Consider the following 17,721-nt stretch of genomic DNA (forward strand, 5'->3'; position numbering starts at 1 on the left):
GGACCGCATGACGCCATGGGTGAGGCGCGGGATGCTCGCTGCTTTCGACATCCTCTGCTGGTCCCTGGCCACCGCGGTGGTGCTGGGGGTTCGCCACGACTTCAGCATCAGCGAGGTCCAGTGGGAGTCGGTCCTGTTCTACTGGGTGACCAGCTCCCTGCTTCTCGTCGTGGTGGGATACTTCACGAAGTTCTACCGGGGTCGGTTCCTGGTGGGCTCCTTCGACGAAGCCGCGGGTCTTGCCGTGCACGTGGGGATCGTCGCAGTCCTCGCACTGGTGTCGACGCCCATGGTCAACGAGACCCTGCCCCGCAGCATTCCGGTGCTGGTCCCGCCGGTTGCCCTGCTGCTGGCCGCGGCCGGCCGGTGGTACTACCGCTCGCTTCGCATCCGCTCCGGAGATCCCCAGGGAGTGGACACCGCGCGCCCGGTGCTGGTCTACGGCGCCGGCGACGCCGGCCGCCAGGTGTTGCAGCTGTTGCGCGCCGAACGTCGGCCCGGCCTCGATCTGCGGGTTGTCGGCTTCCTGGATGACAACCCGGGCAAGCGGAACCTCCGCATCCAGGGGGTCCCTGTGCTGGGGACCGGCGAAGCCATCGCCGAGGCGGCTGAAGAGGTCGGTGCTCGCGCGGTCATCCTGGCGATCCCGCAGGCGACCGGAGACTTCATCGGCAAGGTCCAGGACCAGGTTGCCAGCCGCGGGCTGGACTTCTACGTCCTGCCCAGAGTGGCTGACCTGCTGGGGAGCGGCGTCGATGCCAGCGCCATCCGACCGGTGGAGATCGGTGATGTCCTGGGTCGCCACCAGGTCACCACGGACCTGACGTCGATCGCGGGCTACCTGACCGGCAAGCGAGTCCTGATCACTGGTGCCGGCGGCTCCATCGGCTCGGAGCTCACCAGGCAGGTCCACCACTTCGGGCCGGGTTCCTTGGTCATGCTCGACCGGGACGAGTCGGCGTTGCACGGCGTCCAGCTGGCCGTGCACGGTCATGGACTGCTCGACGGACCGGACACCGTGCTGGTGGACATCCGGGACGCCGAGAGCCTGCGCTCGGTCTTCGAGGAGCACCGGCCAGAGGTGGTATTCCACGCAGCTGCCCTCAAGCACCTGCCCATGCTGGAGCGGTTCCCCGCCGAGGGCTGGAAGACCAACGTGCTGGGCACGCTCAACCTGCTCAACCTGTCCGCGGAGTTCGGTGTGGAGCGCTTCGTCAACGTCTCGACGGACAAGGCGGCGGACGCCACCAGCGTTCTGGGTGCCACCAAGCGGCTGGCTGAGCGACTGACCGCGTGGCACGCCCAGGAGACCGGTCGGCCCTACATGAGCGTGCGGTTCGGCAACGTGCTCGGCTCCCGGGGATCGATGCTGCACACGTTCAACGCGCAGATCGCAGCCGGGGGGCCGGTGACGGTGACCCACCCCGAGGTCACTCGGTACTTCATGACCATTCCGGAGGCGTGCGAGCTGGTCATCCAGGCGGGTTCGATGGGCGGCGCCGGGGAGGTCATGGTGCTGGAGATGGGCTCTCCCGTGCGGATCCTCGACGTCGCGAAGCGGATGATCCGACACTCTGGCGCCCAGAAGGTGGAGATCGTCTTCACCGGTCTGCGGCCTGGCGAAAAGCTGCACGAGGTGCTGTTCAGCGACGACGAGGTGGCCTCGGCGACCGACCACCCCATGGTCCGCACGGTCCCGGTCCCGCCGGTCGCGCCCGCCGGGCTGGACGGGCTGGACGCGCTGGACGGGCTGTCGAGCATCCGCGGGCTGCTGAGGCCTGTCTCTGTGCCCGCGTCTGTAACTGTGCCTGTAGCCGCGACCGAACCCGAACGAGGAGAGCTGTGAGCGAACGGATCCACCTGTCCTCACCCGATGTCGGTCCGGAGGAGGAGGCGGCCCTGGTGCGCGCCCTCCGCTCGGGCTGGGTGGCCCCACTCGGCCCTGACGTCGACGCGTTCGAGGAGGAGATCGCGGTCGCGACCGGACGGTCCTGCGCGGTGGCGCTCTCCTCGGGCACCGCGGCGCTGCACCTCTCCCTGCTGGCCCTGGGTGTGGAGCCGGGTTCCGTGGTCATCACCTCCAGCATGACGTTCGCCGCGACCGCCAACGCGATCACCTACACCGGCGCCACCCCGGTCTTCGTGGACTCCGACGCCACCGGCAACGTCGACCCGATCCTGCTCGAGAAGGCCGTGGCGGACCAGCTCGCCCAGGGTGCACGTGTCTCGGCCATCGTCCCGGTCGACCTGCTCGGCCGGATCGCAGACCACGCCGCGATCGCCGAGGTGGCAGCGCGCCACGGCATCCCGCTGATCGTCGATGCCGCGGAGTCCCTCGGGGCAGTCCGCGCCGGTCGGCGCGCCGGCCAGGACGGCATCGCGGCGATCGTCTCGTTCAACGGGAACAAGATCATGACGACCTCCGGAGGCGGCGCGCTCGTCTGCGACGACCCTGGGCTGGCGGCGCGGATCCGCTACCTGGCCACCCAGGCGCGTCAGCCGGTCGTTCACTACGAGCACGTCGACATCGGCTACAACTACCGGATGTCGAACCTCCTGGCCGCGCTGGGCCGGGCCCAGCTGGCGCGGCTGCCGAAGATGATGGAGCGGCGTCGCGGGTGGCGGGACCGGTACGCCGACCTCTTCGCGCCGGTCGCAGGGGTCGAGGTGCTGGGTCAGGAAACCGGCCGGACGGTGAGCGAGGACGAGCACGACAACTACTGGCTCACCTCGGTGGTGGTCGACGCCGACGAGGCGGGCTGGCACGCCGACCAGCTGCGGGAGCACCTGGCCGCACTGGACATCGAGGCGCGTCCGCTGTGGAAACCGATGCACCTCCAGCCCGTCTTCGCCGACTGCCCGGCCTACACCTCCGGCGTCTCCGAACGACTCTTCCGTACCGGCCTCTCGCTGCCCAGCGGCTCGGTGTTGAGCGACCAGCAGTTCGACCGCGTCGCCGATGCGATCGCCTCCTTCTTGTCCACCGCCGGCGCGCCGGCCGACGCACTGTCCCCCGCTAGGAGACTTTGATGACCAGCCAGCACCCCTCGATCGAATCCGCCGTGGCCGGCAAGGTCGTCACCATCACCGGAGGTACCGGCTCGTTCGGTTCCGTGATGGCACGGCACCTGCTGGAGGAGGGTGCGACCCGGATCAACATCTTCAGCCGCGACGAGGCCAAGCAGGACGAGATGCGTCGTCGGACGAACGACGAGCGGATGCGCTTCTTCCTCGGCGACGTCCGCGACCTGGACTCGGTCCGTACAGCGGTCAGCGACGCGGACTTCGTCTTCCACGCCGCCGCACTCAAGCAGGTCCCCTCGTGCGAGTTCTTTCCCGAGCAGGCCGTGAAGACGAACATCAACGGCAGCCACAACGTGATCAACGCCTGCGCCGAGGCCGACGTGCAGTCGGTGGTGCTGCTGAGCACCGACAAGGCCGTCTACCCGGTCAACGCGATGGGCATGTCCAAGGCGCTGATGGAGAAGACCGCGCAGGCCTACGCGCGCAACCACCCGGACTCCGAACTGACGGTCTCGGTGACCCGCTACGGCAACGTCATGTACTCGCGCGGCTCGGTCATCCCGGCCTTCATCGAGATGCTCAAGAGGGGCCGGCCGCTCACCATCACCGATCCGCGGATGACCCGCTTCCTGATGTCGCTGGCCGACTCGGTCGACCTGGTGAAGCACGCGTTCGCGCACGCCAACCCCGGTGATCTCTTCGTCAAGAAGGCGCCTGCCGCGACCGTCGACACCCTCGCGCGGGCGGTCGCCGAGCTCTTCGGCGTCGAGGACCCGGAGATGGTGCACATCGGCACTCGGCACGGCGAGAAGCTGCACGAGACGCTGCTGACCCGGGAGGAGCTGGCCAAGGCCGAGGACCAGGGCGACTACTTCCGGATCCCGCTGGACACCCGCGGCCTGCAGTACGAGAAGTACTTCTCCGAGGGCGAGGAGGAGATCGACGACAGCGTCGACTACGCCTCCGACTCGGTGCCCGGGCTCTCGGTGGACGAGACCCGCGACCTGCTCCGCACCATCCCCGAGCTGGCCGGTGACCCGGCCCTCGTCGGATGAGCGCGGAGAGCTCGGGCGTGCCCAAGAAGGTCCTCGTCACCGGAGGCGACGGCTTCCTGGGCTGGCACCTGCGGTGCCGTCTCCACTCCACCACCGACCACCAGGTCACCGCGGTCGGCCGCGCGGACTGGCACCGGCTGCCCGAGCTGGTCGCCGACGCCGACGTGGTCTACCACCTGGCCGGCATCAACCGGGCCGATCCGCAGGACCTGGTCGACGGGAACGAGCGCCTGGCCCGCGACGTGGCTGCGGCCCTCGAGGCCCGGACGCCTTCCTCCGACGGACCTGTGGTGGTCTTCGCCAACTCGGTCCAGGTCGGCAACGGCTCGCCGTACGCTGAGGGCAAGGAGCGGGCGGCCGGCGTGCTGGCCGCGGCAGCGGAGCGCGCCGGCGGCGCGTTCAGCGACGTGCTGCTGCCCAACCTCTTCGGGGAGCACGGCCGGCCGGCGTACAACTCCTTCGTGGCCACCTTCGTGGACGCGGTGGTGCGCGGCGAGACCCCGCAGGTCCAGGACCGCGAGATCGGCCTGCTGCACGCCCAGGGCGCTGCGGCCGGACTGGTCCTGGCCGCCGAGCGGCCGGGCGCGGAGGTCGAGCTGGCCACCGAGGAGACCTCGGTGGTCGAGGTGCTCGACACGCTGCTCGGCTTCCACGCTCTCTACCCCGAGACCGGCGACGTGCCCGACATCTCCAGCACCCTGTCCCGCGACCTGTTCAACACCTACCGGGCCCGCCTCTTCCCCGAGCGCGGCCCGATCGCGCTCACCCCGCGCGCGGACCAGCGCGGTCGGCTGGTCGAGACGGTCCGGGCGCACGGGCGGGGCGGCCAGACGTTCGTCTCCACGACCGTGCCCGGCGTCACCCGGGGCGAGCACTACCACTTGCACAAGGTGGAGCGGTTCGTCGTGCTGGAGGGCGAGGCGGTGATCGCGCTGCGCCGGATGTTCACCGACGACGTGGTGGAGTTCAAGGTGACCGGCGACCAGCCGGTGGCCATCGACATGCCGACCATGTGGGCGCACAACATCACCAACGTCGGGGACTCGACGCTGACCACGCTCTTCTGGACCGACACCCTCTTCGACCCCGAGGCGCCCGACACCACACCGGAGCCGGTAGGCACCAAGGAGCAGCAGCGATGACCAAGGTCATGACCGTCGTGGGCACCCGCCCTGAGATCATCCGACTCTCGGCGGTGATCAAGTTGCTGGACCAGCACGTCGACCACGTTCTGGTGCACACCGGCCAGAACTACGACTACACCCTCAACGAGGTCTTCTTCACAGAGCTGGGGCTGCGCGCCCCCGACCACTACCTCGGTGTCGACACCAGCAGCCTGGGCCGGGTCCTGGGCGAGGTGCTGATCAAAACCGAGGAGGTGCTGATCGCCGAGCGACCCGACGCGCTGCTGGTGCTGGGCGACACCAACTCCTGCCTGTCGGCGGTGATCGCCAAGCGGATGCGGATCCCCGTGTACCACATGGAGGCGGGCAACCGCTGCTTCGACGAGAACGTGCCGGAGGAGACCAACCGGCGGCTGGTCGACCACGTCGCCGACTTCAACCTCGTCTACACCGAGCACGCGCGCCGCAACCTGCTGGCCGAGGGCCTGCACCCACGCAAGATCCTCAAGACCGGCTCCCCGATGAAGGAGGTGCTGGCCGCGCACGCAGACCAGATCGACGCCTCCGACGCCCTGGACAAGCTGGGTCTCACGGCCGGGGCGTACGTCCTGGTCAGCGCCCACCGCGAGGAGAACGTCGACAACCCCGACCGGCTGCACGCCCTGCTGGACTGCCTCGAGCGCACGGTGGGCGAGTTCGGCCATCCGGTGCTGGTCTCCACCCACCCCCGGACCCGCAAGCGCCTCGACGCGCTGGGACGCCAGGTGGAAGGGATCACCTTTCACGAGCCGCTCGGCTTCCTGGACTACAACCAGCTGCAGAAGAACAGCTTCTGCGTGCTGTCGGACTCCGGCACCATCGCCGAGGAGTCCTCGCTGCTCGGCTTCCCCGCCGTCACACTGCGCAACTCCATCGAGCGGCCCGAGGCGCTGGACACCGCCTCGATCCCGATGACAGACCTGGATCCCGACAACGTCGTGGAGGCGGTCCGCTTCATGACCTCGGGCCTGGCGGAGACCGAGGTGCCGGCCGACTACCAGATCGGCGACTGCGCGCGGCGTACCGTCAACTTCATCCTCTCGACGCACCGTCGCTACGAGAGCTGGCTCGGGATCCGCACCTGGGAGGCCGAGACCCGGTGAGGAGGAGCCGGCAGGCACGCGGCGGCACGGAGGTCCTCTACGTCTCCTCGGTGGCCTCCCCTGCCCAGTTCGCGGCGATGAAGCGCGCCCGCCTCCCCGACGTGCAGGAGGTCACCTACGGGATGCCGGAGTCCGGCTTCAAGTTCCACAGCCTGGTGCAGCGCGGGCTCCTCGACGCCGGCGCCCGGGTGCACTCCCTGGTCGGGCGCAGCGCCACCCCGCTCTTCTACCGCGGCGGCTGGTGGCCGCGGGTGGTGGAAGGCCGCGGCACCGGGCTCTGCGTGGACCACCGCGCCTTCCCCAACGTGCGCGTGCTGAAGCAGCTGTGGCTGGCACTCTCCCTGACCCTGGGCACGCTGGCCTGGCGGTGGCGCACCCGGAACGCCGCGGAGCGGCTCCTGGTCGTCGACGGCGCCTACGTCTCGGCGCTGCCGGGTGTCCTGCTCGCCGGCCGCGGCATTCCCCGGATCGCGATCTTCTGCGACGTCTACTCGTTCATGGCCGACGTCTCCGACGCCAGCGGCCACTCCCGCAGCCCGGTTCACCGGCTGGCGCGCGCGGTGCTGCCGCGGGTCTATTCCGGCGTCGACGGCTTTGTGCTGCTCACCGAGCAGATGGGCCCGGTGGTCAACCGGGACGGTCGCCCGCACATCGTGATGGAGGGGCTGGTCGACTCTCGGATGGAGCAGGCACCCAACCTGCTGGGGGAGAAGACCGACGAGCCGACGGTGCTCTACGCCGGAGCGCTCCGGGTCGAGTACGGGCTGCAGGACCTGGTCCGGGGCTTCCTGGACTCCGGGGTGGCCCAGAGCCTGGGGGCGCGGCTCGTGGTCTACGGCAACGGGGACTACGCCGCCGAGTTGCGCGGTCTCGCCGAGACGCACCCAGGCATCGAGTACCGCGGCACCGCCCCGATGGAGGAGGTGGTAGCCGAGGAGCAGCGGATGTGGCTGCTGGTCAACCCCCGCCCCGTCGAGTCGGAGTTCACCGCGCTCTCCTTCCCCTCCAAGAACATGGAGTACCTGGCCTCGGGCACCCCTGTGCTCACCACTCGGCTGCCCGGGATGCCGCAGGAGTACTACGCCCACGTCTCCACGATCGACGTTCCCGGACCCGAGGGGGTGGCCCGCGCACTGGCCACCGAGCTGGCGCGCGACCCCGCCGACCTGCACGAGCAGGGCTGCGCCGGGCGCGACTTCGTGCTGGGCGAGAAGAACGAGAACGTCCAGGCACGCCGGATCCTCGACCTGGCTGCGAGGTGCCGCTGATGTACGCCGACCGTGACGTGCCGCTTCTGTTCAGGTTCGAGGGGTTCACCCGCTACGTGCCGCTGGCGCTCAGCGCCGGCTTCTTCGCCGCCAGCGTGCTGTGGGCCCTGATCGGGCCGATCGACTGGAAGATCGACTCCCCGGTGAAGGTGTTCGGTTTCGTCGGGCTCTGCCTCGCGGCGCTGGTCGGCGGCTACGTGCTCGCCGTTCGCCGTTCGACCCGACCCCCCGCGGCGATCTCGGCCGACGGCGACCCTGCGGACGCCGAGCCCGCGGCACTCCCGGCCTCCGGCCTGCTGCTCGTGGCCAGCCTGGCGTTCCTGGTGCTCTACCTGCCGGTCGTGCACGCCTCCACCGGCCGCTGGTACCCCGACGTGATCACCGGCCTGACCGACGCCGGCGCCGCCTACGAAAGGGCGAAGGACGCCGAGTCGCTCACCAGCGGCCTGGCGTTCTACCTCAAGATCCTCGCCGGCCCGCTCACCATCCTCATCCTGCCGCTGACTCTCTTCTTCTGGCCCCGGCTCACCCGGGCCGCGAAGGTCGCCGGCGCGACCTGCCTCGTGCTCTCCGTCGCCCTGACGGTCTCTCAGGGCGTCAACAAGGGCGTCGCGGACATCTGCGCCTACGTCATCCTCTTCCTGGTGCTGCTGCTGGTCTCCTCGCTCCGCTCGCGCGAGCGGCGCCGCGCGGCGAGGTCCGCCGTCGGCATCGTGCTGGTGGCCGGGCTCTTCCTGGGCTACTACGTCTCGACCATGAACAGCCGGGTCGCGGAGGACCAGTCCTCCGAGGGACGGGTGAAGGCCAAGGACGTGGACGACGCGATGTCGCTCAACGCACTGCAGGGGGTCGGGGACGTGCGTGAGGGCCACCTGCTGATGACCTTGACCCCCACGCCCCTGCACGGCGAGGCGCTGCTGCTCTCGAGCTACCTCACCCACGGGTACCGGGGCCTGGCGATGGCGATGGACATGCGGTTCGAGCCGACCTGGGGGCTGGGCTTCTCGGAGTTCTACCGGCACAACCTGGTGCGGGTCGCCGGGCAGGCGGACCGCGAGGAGGAAGTCAAGGAGCGCACCTACGCCGGCAAGCTCACCGAGGCCGGCTGGCCCGACGGGATGACCTGGTCGACGTTCTTCATCCACCCCGCCTCCGACCTGAGCTTCTACGGGGTGGTGCCGCTGATGGGGCTGATCGGCTTCGGCTTCGGACTGGCCTGGCGCGACACACTGGTGCGCCGCGACCCGCTGGCCTGCGGAGTCGCCTTCCACCTGTGCATCCTGGTCTTCTACCTCCCGGCCAACAACCAGCTCTTCCAAGGCGGTGAGCTGGCGATCGGCTTCGTCGTGGTGACGGCGGCCTGGCTGCTGCTGCGGACCGGCCGGTTCCGGCCACGGCACCGGGGGGCCTGAGTGGCCGAGGCCAGCCGCCGCCTGATCGGGCGCGGGTCGATCTACACCCTCGGCAGCGCAGCCCCGATGCTCGCCGGGGTCGCCGTCACGCCCCTGCTGACCCGCTCGCTCGGGGTCGAGGCGTACGGAGAGGTGTCGATCGCGGTGACCGTGATGCAGTGGGCGCTTGGTCTCTTCGCCCTCGGCCTGCCGGTCGCGATCACCCGGTATGCCGTGCTCGCCGGTCCCGGGCCAGAGGCGGCGGCCCGAGCCCGCGGCGTCACCGGAGCCGGAGCCGCGCTCTCGCTGGCCCTGACGCTGGTGCTGGCGGGTTGCGGCTGGGTCCTGGGGGACGTGCTCGCCGACTCGCTGCCGACGGCGGCGCTGCTGGCCCTGGTGGCCGGCGGGCTCGGCGCGGGCGTGGCGATGTGCCAGGCCTGGGCGCTGGCCCACGAGGACAGCTGGTTCTACGTCGCCCTCGCCTTCGGCGTCGCGCTCGTGGCGCCGGCGGCCGGCCTGCTCACCGTCGCCGTCACCGACTCCGGTGCGGTGGCCTACTTGTGCGGTCTCGGGGCGACCGTGCTGGTGGTGGAGCTCCTCGGGCTGGCACGGGTCCGTCGCAGCGGACGTTTCGTGGTGAGCTGGCCGGTGCTGCGGGAGAACCTGCGCATCGGCCTGCCGGTGGTGCCTCACCAGTTCGCCACCGGCAGCGCCACGGGCGTCGCGGTGCTGACCGCAGGCAGCGTGCTCGGTCGGGCCGCCGGCGGCCAGGCTCAGGTCGCGGTCTACCTCGGCACCGTGACGCTCATCGTGACCAGCGCTCTGAGCTACGCCTGGACCCCGATCATCCTGCGGGCCCCCGAGGAGGAGCGCGGGGGACAGCTCTCCGAGACCGCCCGGGTGGTCACCTGGATTGCCGGGCTGGCCGCGACCGGCGTGGCAGCGACCTCCCCGCTGCTGCTGCGGTTCCTGGTCCCTGCGAGCTTCGACGTCGAGAGCCTGGTCCCGGTCGCCGCCCTCGTCTCGCTGACCGCCCCGCTGGCGGCGGTATACCTGGCCCATTCCCAGCCGGTGGTCGCCTCGGGACGCACCGCCGGACTGGCGCTGGCCAGCCCGTCCGCGCTGCTGCTGGGGGCGGGCGCCTCGGTGATCGCCACCCGCGCCTGGGGCCTGGTCGGGGTTGCGATCGGCTACGTCGTCACCTACGTGCTGCTCTATGCCTTCACCCGGACCCTGGCCCGCCGGGTCAGCGATCTGCGCTGGCACGAGCTGCCGGTGCTGCCGGCGCTGCTGGTGGCGCTGGCAGGGTGCCTGGCCGGGGCCCTGCTCCCGGTCACCGGCCTCGAGGCGGTGCTGAGCCGGGGCCTGCTGGCCACCGTGGCCGGCGTCCTGCTCGGGCACCGGGTGCTCAGCACCCTGCGCCCGCGCACCCGCGGTGCCGGCGCCCCCGAGCCCGGGGCGGTGGTCTGAGTGCGCGTGGTCATCGCCGCGCCGGCGTACTACCCGGCGCACAAGGCCGGCGGTCCGGTCCCCGGAATCATGGGGGTCGTCGAGGGCCTCGCCGGCCACGAGGTGCACGTGGTCACCTCCGACCGCGACCTGGGCGAGAGCGCCCCCTACCCCGCGCCGTACCGAGACACGGTGCAGGTCGGCGCCGCCTCCGTCACCTACCTGCCGCCGCCCGGCCGTGGCACCGCAGGCACCTGGTGGCGGGCGCTGCGGCTGCTGCACTCCGCCGACGTGGTGCAGTTCAACTCCCTGATGTCCAAGACGCACACGATCGTGCCGCTGCTCTTCCTGGCGCTGACCCGGTTCCGCGGGCAGGTCGTCATCAGCCCACGCGGCGAGCTCGCCTCCTCCGCGCTGGTCCTGGGTGGCAGCCGGCAGAAGCGCCTGTGGCTGGGCCTGCTGGCCCGGGCCGGCTGGTGGCGGCGCGTGGGCCGCAGCAGCAACGGGGGTCGCGACGCCAACGTGCTGTGGGTGGTCAGCTCCGACCACGAGGGCGACGACGTGCGCCGCGCCTTCCCCGGCGCGGCCGTGGCGGTGGCGCCCGAGCGCCTGCGCGGCGCCGGCTCCCGGGCCCGTGGGGCGCGCCCGCCGCTGGCAGAGGGGCTGCGGATGGTCTCGGTGGGGCGGATCGCCCCGGTCAAGGGCACCGTGGACCTGGTGCGCGGCCTGGCCGCCGTCCGCCGGCCGGTGCACCTGCGGCTGCTCGGCCTCGTCGAGGACGCGGACTACGCGGCCCAGGTGGAGGACGCGATCGCTGCGCTCCCCGAGCACGTCACGGTGGAGCTGGCCGGTGCGCTGCCGCCCGACGAGGTCGAGGCCGAGCTCGGCGGGGCCCACCTGTTCGCCCTGCTCACCCGCGGGGAGAACTTCGGGCACGCCCTCGGCGAGGCGCTGCGGGCGGGCTGCCCGGTGCTGGTCACCGACACCACGCCGTGGACCCCGGTCGGGGAGGCGGGCGCGGGGGTGGTTCTCACCGTGCCGGACTGCGCGTCAGTCGAGCGGGTCGCCGAGGCAGTCGACTCGTTCGCGGAGATGGACGACCGGACGCACGCACTGTGGTCCGAGCGAGCGCGGGAGTACGTGGCCGGGCTGACCCAGCCGCCGTCCCTCGTGGAGCTGCTCGAGCAGCACCCGTGACCGTGGCGGCGCGAATCGGCCTAGCGACGACCGGCTGGGCCGAGCGTCATGGCGGCTTCCAGTGCCGCGGCCAGGCGCTGCGGGCCGACCGCCGGCGAGTAGTGCGTCTCGAAGCTGTCCCGCGCCGCGCGCCCCCGGGTCCGGAGCTCCTCGGAGGTCGCGGCGAGACCAGCGTCGATGGCGGCGAGCACGCTGGCCACGTCGCCCGGTGCCGCCGACCAGCCGGCACCGGCGCCGGTGACCACCTCGGCGGCATCACCCGCGGCGTGGGAGAGGATCGGGCGTCCGGCGGCCATCGCGGCCTGCACCTTGCTGGGCATGGTGACCCGCAGCAGCGGCGAGTCCTGGAGCGACACCACCTGGGCGTCGGAGGCGGCCAGGTAGGCGCCGACCTCCTCGGTGGGGACCCGGGGCAGGAAGATCACGTTCGTGGCGCCGAGCCGCTCCGCCTGCGCCACGAGGTCCTCGCGGGCCACCCCGTCGCCGAGCAGCACCAGGTGGGCGCGCGGCCGCTGCGCGAACGCCTCGACCAGCGTCTGGAGCCCCTGCAGCTCGCCGAGGTTCCCGGCGTACATCCAGGTGGGTCCTTCGGGGAGACCGAGCGCCTTCCGGTCGAGCGCGTCCCGGTCCAGCTCGGGCAGCAGATGAGAGTCGTCGATCCAGTTGGGGGTGTAGTGGATCCGGTCGGCAGGAACGCCACGGGTCTCGAGCACTTCCCGCATGCCCGGCGAGATCACGCCCACCCCAGCAGCGTGCCGATAGGTCCACTGGCAGAACGAGCTCAGCGACCGCTCGGCGATCTCTCCGGCACGTCCTCCGACGAACCCCGAGTCGGTGACGCTGTCGGGCCACAGATCCTGGATCAGCAGGAAGATCGGCGCCCGGCGGACTCGCAGCATCCTCACCGCAGGGATGGCCGCGGTCGCCGGCGAGGAATAGACCAGCCAGACATCGGGACGCCCCACGGCGGCCCTCGCCACCACCGAGGCGCCGGCCGCGAAGGACAGGTAGTTGAGGGCCCGGGGCACAGCCGCCCGGCCGTGGCTGGGATAGAGCGGGGCGCGGTGCACCGTGACTCCGGGAGCCGGACTCTCGCGACGGTAGGGGCGCACCGGGTAGCCCGGCGCGAGCCTCCCGGTCGGGTAGTTGGGGAAGCCCGTGACTACGTCGACCCGGTGGCCGAGGGCCGCCAGGTCCGAGGCGATGGAGAACGGCACGATCGCCGGCTCGGGCGGGAACCACTGCGTGACGAAGCCGATGTGCACGGGCCTCACCCTAGGTGCTGGCGAGTTCGCCCTCCCGTCGGGCCGCCCTGACCTCGCGAGCCGTGCGGGCCGCGACCCCGGCCACCATCACCAGGCAGAACCAGCCGAGCGGGATCGTGGAGAGCGGTTCGGTGATCCCGCAGAGCACCAGCCCGAGGACGGCGAGCACAGCGAGCCGTGCGGTCACCTCGTCGTCAGGACCGGGCTGCGGGGACCGGAAGACCAGGAGGGTGGCCCGAAGCCCGCCGGCCATGATCGTGAGGTACGCCAGGATGCCGATCAGGCCGACCTGGGGAGCCAGATCGATCAGCGAGTTGTGGCCGTGCGTGAGCTGGTAGCCGGCATTGAAGTAGATCCGGTCGAAGACGTTGTTGGGCCAGGCGGGCTGCCACGGGTGGGGCCAGACCGTGCCCCAGCCGTAGCCCTGCAGGACCCGGTCGTCGAGCTCCTCCAACGTCGCCCGCCAGAACGGCACCCGGCCCGAGAGGGTGGTGCTGTCCCGGCCGAGCAGGCGGCCCAGAAGGTCGGGACGGACGGAGAGCGTGGCAGAGGCCAGCAGGAGGACCGACCAGACGGCCGTCCATCCCCGCCGGGAGAGCCGCGGGAGGGTCGAGGAGCCGATCTGCCGACGACTCAGGCGCAGCGCGAGCGCGACCAGGATCAGCGCCGGGGCCGCGGCGGTCGCAGTACCAGAACCGGCGAGGTAGATGCCGAGAAGGATGGTCGCCAGGCTGAGTCCCCACAGGACGCGTCCCCAGGTGCTCCGCGGGACCGCTGCCAGCGCGAAGCACAGGGCGAGCACCAGCGTGTAGGCAAGGATGTTGCGGTTGGTCCCGATACCCGCCAGGAAGCCATCCTCGGTAGGGGGCATGCGCCCGGTGAGCTGGGCCCAGTAGCTCAGCACCACTACCGCGACACCGCCGAGGGTGACACCGTGGCACAGCACGGCGGTGCGGGTGTTGGCGGCGGCCAGGAGTGCGATCAGGGCGATGTGCACATACATCTGGGTGGAGCCCCGCGTCTCCACCTCGCTGATCGACCACAGCGTGGTCAACCCGGCGAAGGCCATGAAGAGGCCGACCGGTATCGAGACCAGCGGAAGCCTCAGCCACGGGAGCGTCACCAGGCAGATCACCCAGGTGACGTCGATGGCCCGGTCCAGCGCGGCGAAGAAGTTCGGGAGCAGGACCAGCGGGTTGCTCATCAGGACGAAGAGCGTCGCGATGGCGACCATCCAGGCAAGGGCCTGGGGAGTTCCGACCGCTGCCGGTGACCGGCGGGCGCGCCAGGCGTGGACGCGGTCCAGGAGGTGCAGGGCCCGGGCGGTGCCGGTGCGGGCCAGAGCCCGTTGTCCTGCTTCGCTCACTCGTCGCCGTCCTGGGCAACCCGGCGGGCGGGCATGATCGGAGCGGAGCGGACGCTCGGCTGCGACACCCGGTCGACGCAGGTGGGCCAGGCCGGCTTGGTGGCCAGCCGCACGGCGACGGCAGGGATGGCCATGGTGCTCCTTGATGGGTGTGGGTCGAAGGCCCTCAGAGGTCGGGGCGCCTCAGTGTATGGGGCTCCGGATCGCCCGGTGGGACACAGTGGGGCACGCGGCAGCACGCGAACTAGGGTTCGTGGCATGAACGAGTCCACCCTCGCCCCGGACGCGGCACGAGTCCAGGCTGTCCGAGCCTCGCTCACCGAGCTCCAGGGGCACCAGGCGTGGGCGTTGCTGCGCCTGTCCCGACGTGAGCCCGGCGACCCGGACGTGGTGACCTTCGTCGGCGGCGGACGCAGCGAGGTCGACTCCCTGCTCGACGTGCCCCTCGAGGAGGGCGTGCCGTCCGAGGGCCGTCGGTTCGACCGGCTCCTGGCCGTCCCGTTCCGGCAGGTGCGCGAGCGAGGCTTCGAGGCGCACGACGACGGCGCCCCGCTGGTGGTGGTCGACGTCGAGACCGAGCAGCGGCACGCGGTGGCCGACGTGCTGGCGGCGATCGAGGACACCGGGGTCGAGTTCACCGACCCGGGCGGCTTCGAGACCTCCGACGAGGAGTACGCGCAGATCGCCGAGGCGATCATCCGCGACGAGATCGGCCAGGGCGAGGGCGCCAACCTGGTGATCGGCCGGCACTACCGCGCCTTGGTCGCCGACTGGGACGCCGAGAAGGCGCTCACCGTATTCCGCCGCCTGCTGGACCGCGAGCGCGGCGCCTACTGGACCTTCCTGTTCTTCACCGGCGACCGCTACCTGATCGGGGCGAGTCCGGAGCGGCACGTCAGCGTCCACGGCGGCGACGTGCGGATGAACCCGATCTCGGGCACCTTCCGGGTGGGCAGCCGGAGCGCGGCCGAGATGAAGCCCGCGCTGCTCGACTTCCTGCGCGACGAGAAGGAGATCTACGAGCTCTTCATGGTCGTCGACGAAGAACTCAAGATGATGTGCGACCTGTGCCACGAGGGCGGCATGGTGCTGGGCCCGTTCCTCAAGCCGATGACCCACCTGGTGCACACCGAGTACCTGCTGGCCGGGCGCTCGCGCCGCGACGTGCGCGAGATCCTGCGCGACACGATGTTCGCCGCGACCGTGACCGGCAGCCCGGTGGAGAACGCCTGCCGGTTGATCAAGACCTACGAGGCTGAGGGACGCGGCTACTACGGCGCGGCGCTCGCCCTGCTCGGGCGCGACGAGACCGGGGCGCCCACCGCGGACAGTCCGATCGTGATCCGCACCGTCGACGTCGACCTCGAGGGCCGGCTGAAGGTCACCGCCGGTGCGACGCTGGTGCGAGACAGCGACCCGGCGTACGAGGTGGCGGAGACCCACGCCAAGGCCGGGGGCGTGCTCTCGGCGCTGGGCCTGGTGCCCGGCGCCGGCGCTCCTGCGGAAGGCCTGGCCGACCTGACCCGCGACGAGGACGTGCTGATCGCCCTGCAGTCGCGCAACCGCCGGCTGTCCACGTTCTGGCTGACCGACCAGGCGGGTGCCACGCCCGACCCCGCGCTGGCCGGCAAGCGCGTCGGGATCCTCGACGGCGAGGACGACTTCGTCAACATGCTGCGCCACCTGCTCGGGGTGATGGGCATGACCAGCGAGGTGGTGCGGCACGAGGCGTACGTCGAGGGGTGCCTGGACGACTACGACCTGGTGATCGTGGGTCCCGGCCCTGGCGACCCCCGCGACGGGTCCGACCCGAAGATCGCCCGGTTCCGGGCCGCGGTGGAGCGCCTCCTGTCCCGCGAGCAGAAGTTCCTCGCGGTGTGCCTGGGCCACCAGACCCTCTGCGACCGGCTGGGCATCCCGCTGGCCTTCAAGGACATCGTCTTCCAGGGCACGCAGGCCCTGGTCGACGTCGACGGCCGGGCCGAGCGGGTCGGGTTCTACAACACCTTCGTCGCCCGTCCCGGTGACACCGGCCTGCCGGACGGGGTGAGCGTGGAGACCGACCCCGGGACCGGGGACGTGCACGCGGTCCGCGGTCCGCACTTCCGCGGCATCCAGTTCCACGCGGAGTCGATCCTCACCGAGCGCGGCTACGACCTGATCAACGAGATCGTGGCCGACCTGCTGACCTGAGCGCATCCCGCGGTTCCACGAACACGCCCCATTCCGGCCGCTTAGGCTGTCCGCGCCTCGACAGCCCGTGCGCCTGCGCGCGCGGGCGCTGCCGTCGCCAGATCCCCGTACCTGAAGAGAGCTCCGTCACGTGTCGTCAGTCGACCTCCGGCCTGGTCCGCGGTCCAACAACCTCGACGGGCTCCGGCTCGTCGGAGCGCTCCTGGTCATCTTCGGCCACGCCTACGCGCTGATGGCGCTGCCGGTGCCCGTGCCGGTGGTGGCCGGCTACCCGGTGCAGACGCTGGGGCTGACGCTCTTCTTCGCGATCAGCGGCTACCTGATCGCGGCCAGCTGGAACCGCACCCGCAACCCCGTCACCTACCTGGTGGCCAGGTCGCTGCGGATCTTCCCGGCGCTCGTCGTGGTGGTGCTCACCACCGTCTTCGTGCTCGGCCCCTGGTTCACCAGCCTCACCCGCGCGGAGTACTTCGACGACCCGCGGACCTGGGACTACCTGGGCAACATCGCGATGCGGCTCCAGCACGACCTGCCCGGCGTCTTCCTCGACGGCCCGTACCCGATCGCGGTCAACGGCTCGCTGTGGTCGCTGCCGGTGGAGTTCGCCTGCTACCTGCTGGTGCCGCTCCTGCTCCTGGTCCCGCGCCGCCTGCGGGCGATCGTGCTGGTCGCGGCCGCCCTCTACTGCCTCCAGCTGGCGCAGGTGCCGGTCGAGGAGGACATCATCATCTGGGGGACGCCGCTCAACAACGCCGCCCCGATGTGGGCGTTCTTCGCCGGTGGGGCGCTGATGCGGGTCCTGCACGAGCGGTACGCCGGTCTCTTCCGCGCCGACGTCGCGGTGCTGGTCACCGCCGCCTTCCTGCTGGTCACCGCGACCGTGCCGGAGTGGCATGCCGACGTGGCGTGGGTCGCGGTGCCCTACGTGGTGCTCACTCTCGGCCTGGCGAGCACCCCCTACCTGCGTCGGACCGCCCGCTTCGGTGACGTCTCCTACGGCCTCTACCTGTGGGCCTTCCCGGTGCAGCAGGTGGTGAGCCGCACCGTGGCGCCGGAGTCGTTGGCGGTGAACCTGGTCCTGGTCACCGCGATCACCGGCGTGCTGGCCTTCGCGTCCTGGCACCTGGTGGAGAAGCCGGCGCTGGCCCTCAAGGACCGGCTGGTCCGGCCGCGTCGGGGTGCGCGACGCGCCGTCGTGGCCGAGACGACCGGCGGTGGCCCCCAGGCGTCCCTAGTCTGAGTGCGAG

General features: G+C 71.3%; 14 protein-coding genes. 11 read left to right on the forward strand and 3 right to left on the reverse strand.

The window, feature by feature from the left end:
* Positions 1 to 7 precede the first annotated feature (7 nt).
* From H8838_RS01440 to H8838_RS01480, 9 genes are read left to right on the forward strand one after another with little or no spacing between them, the layout of a single operon-like run.
* Positions 8 to 1,846: a polysaccharide biosynthesis protein gene (locus H8838_RS01440; protein ID WP_181309865.1), complete on the forward strand. Its 1,839-nt coding sequence runs from the start codon at positions 8 to 10 to the stop codon at positions 1,844 to 1,846.
* Complete coding sequence (locus H8838_RS01445) at positions 1,843 to 3,030, forward strand: DegT/DnrJ/EryC1/StrS family aminotransferase (RefSeq protein WP_181309864.1); 1,188 nt, start codon at positions 1,843 to 1,845, stop codon at positions 3,028 to 3,030. Before H8838_RS01440 ends, H8838_RS01445 begins: the two co-directional genes overlap by 4 nt.
* Complete coding sequence (locus H8838_RS01450) at positions 3,030 to 4,079, forward strand: SDR family NAD(P)-dependent oxidoreductase (RefSeq protein WP_181309863.1); 1,050 nt, start codon at positions 3,030 to 3,032, stop codon at positions 4,077 to 4,079. The genes H8838_RS01445 and H8838_RS01450 overlap by 1 nt, the downstream gene beginning before the upstream one ends.
* On the forward strand, positions 4,076 to 5,221 hold the full coding sequence (locus tag H8838_RS01455) for a polysaccharide biosynthesis C-terminal domain-containing protein (protein WP_185995380.1): 1,146 nt from the start codon (positions 4,076 to 4,078) through the stop codon (positions 5,219 to 5,221). Before H8838_RS01450 ends, H8838_RS01455 begins: the two co-directional genes overlap by 4 nt.
* Positions 5,218 to 6,345: a non-hydrolyzing UDP-N-acetylglucosamine 2-epimerase gene (gene wecB, locus H8838_RS01460; protein WP_181309861.1), complete on the forward strand. Its 1,128-nt coding sequence runs from the start codon at positions 5,218 to 5,220 to the stop codon at positions 6,343 to 6,345. The genes H8838_RS01455 and wecB overlap by 4 nt, the downstream gene beginning before the upstream one ends.
* A complete protein-coding gene (locus tag H8838_RS01465) occupies positions 6,342 to 7,613 on the forward strand; it encodes a glycosyltransferase (protein ID WP_185995379.1) in 1,272 nt (423 codons plus the stop codon). The genes wecB and H8838_RS01465 overlap by 4 nt, the downstream gene beginning before the upstream one ends.
* Positions 7,613 to 9,025, forward strand: coding sequence for a hypothetical protein (locus tag H8838_RS01470; protein ID WP_181309859.1), 1,413 nt, complete (start codon positions 7,613 to 7,615; stop codon positions 9,023 to 9,025). The genes H8838_RS01465 and H8838_RS01470 overlap by 1 nt, the downstream gene beginning before the upstream one ends.
* The gene (locus tag H8838_RS01475; RefSeq protein ID WP_185995378.1) at positions 9,026 to 10,474 is read left to right on the forward strand and encodes a lipopolysaccharide biosynthesis protein; all 1,449 of its coding nucleotides are present in this window, start codon (positions 9,026 to 9,028) and stop codon (positions 10,472 to 10,474) included.
* Complete coding sequence (locus tag H8838_RS01480) at positions 10,475 to 11,650, forward strand: glycosyltransferase (protein WP_185995377.1); 1,176 nt, start codon at positions 10,475 to 10,477, stop codon at positions 11,648 to 11,650. It abuts the gene before it with no gap.
* Between the two features lie 20 nt (positions 11,651 to 11,670).
* On the opposite strand, the gene H8838_RS01485 is transcribed toward H8838_RS01480, so the two are convergent.
* From H8838_RS01485 to H8838_RS01495, 3 genes are read right to left on the reverse strand one after another with little or no spacing between them, the layout of a single operon-like run.
* Positions 11,671 to 12,915, reverse strand: a complete 1,245-nt coding sequence (locus H8838_RS01485; protein ID WP_181309856.1) for a glycosyltransferase family 4 protein — start codon at positions 12,913 to 12,915, stop codon at positions 11,671 to 11,673.
* A 10-nt stretch (positions 12,916 to 12,925) separates the two neighbouring features.
* On the reverse strand, positions 12,926 to 14,281 hold the full coding sequence (locus tag H8838_RS01490) for an O-antigen ligase family protein (protein WP_181309855.1): 1,356 nt from the start codon (positions 14,279 to 14,281) through the stop codon (positions 12,926 to 12,928).
* The gene (locus H8838_RS01495; protein ID WP_181309854.1) at positions 14,278 to 14,415 is read right to left on the reverse strand and encodes a hypothetical protein; all 138 of its coding nucleotides are present in this window, start codon (positions 14,413 to 14,415) and stop codon (positions 14,278 to 14,280) included. Before H8838_RS01495 ends, H8838_RS01490 begins: the two co-directional genes overlap by 4 nt.
* A 124-nt stretch (positions 14,416 to 14,539) precedes the next feature.
* Between H8838_RS01495 and H8838_RS01500 the strand changes: the two genes are divergently transcribed.
* Complete coding sequence (locus H8838_RS01500; protein WP_181309853.1) at positions 14,540 to 16,474, forward strand: anthranilate synthase family protein; 1,935 nt, start codon at positions 14,540 to 14,542, stop codon at positions 16,472 to 16,474.
* Between the two features lie 130 nt (positions 16,475 to 16,604).
* The gene (locus H8838_RS01505; RefSeq protein WP_185995376.1) at positions 16,605 to 17,714 is read left to right on the forward strand and encodes an acyltransferase family protein; all 1,110 of its coding nucleotides are present in this window, start codon (positions 16,605 to 16,607) and stop codon (positions 17,712 to 17,714) included.
* Positions 17,715 to 17,721: the final 7 nt, after the last annotated feature.

Origin of the sequence: Nocardioides campestrisoli (assembly GCF_013624435.2) — a bacterium.
GTDB lineage: Bacteria > Actinomycetota > Actinomycetes > Propionibacteriales > Nocardioidaceae > Nocardioides > Nocardioides campestrisoli.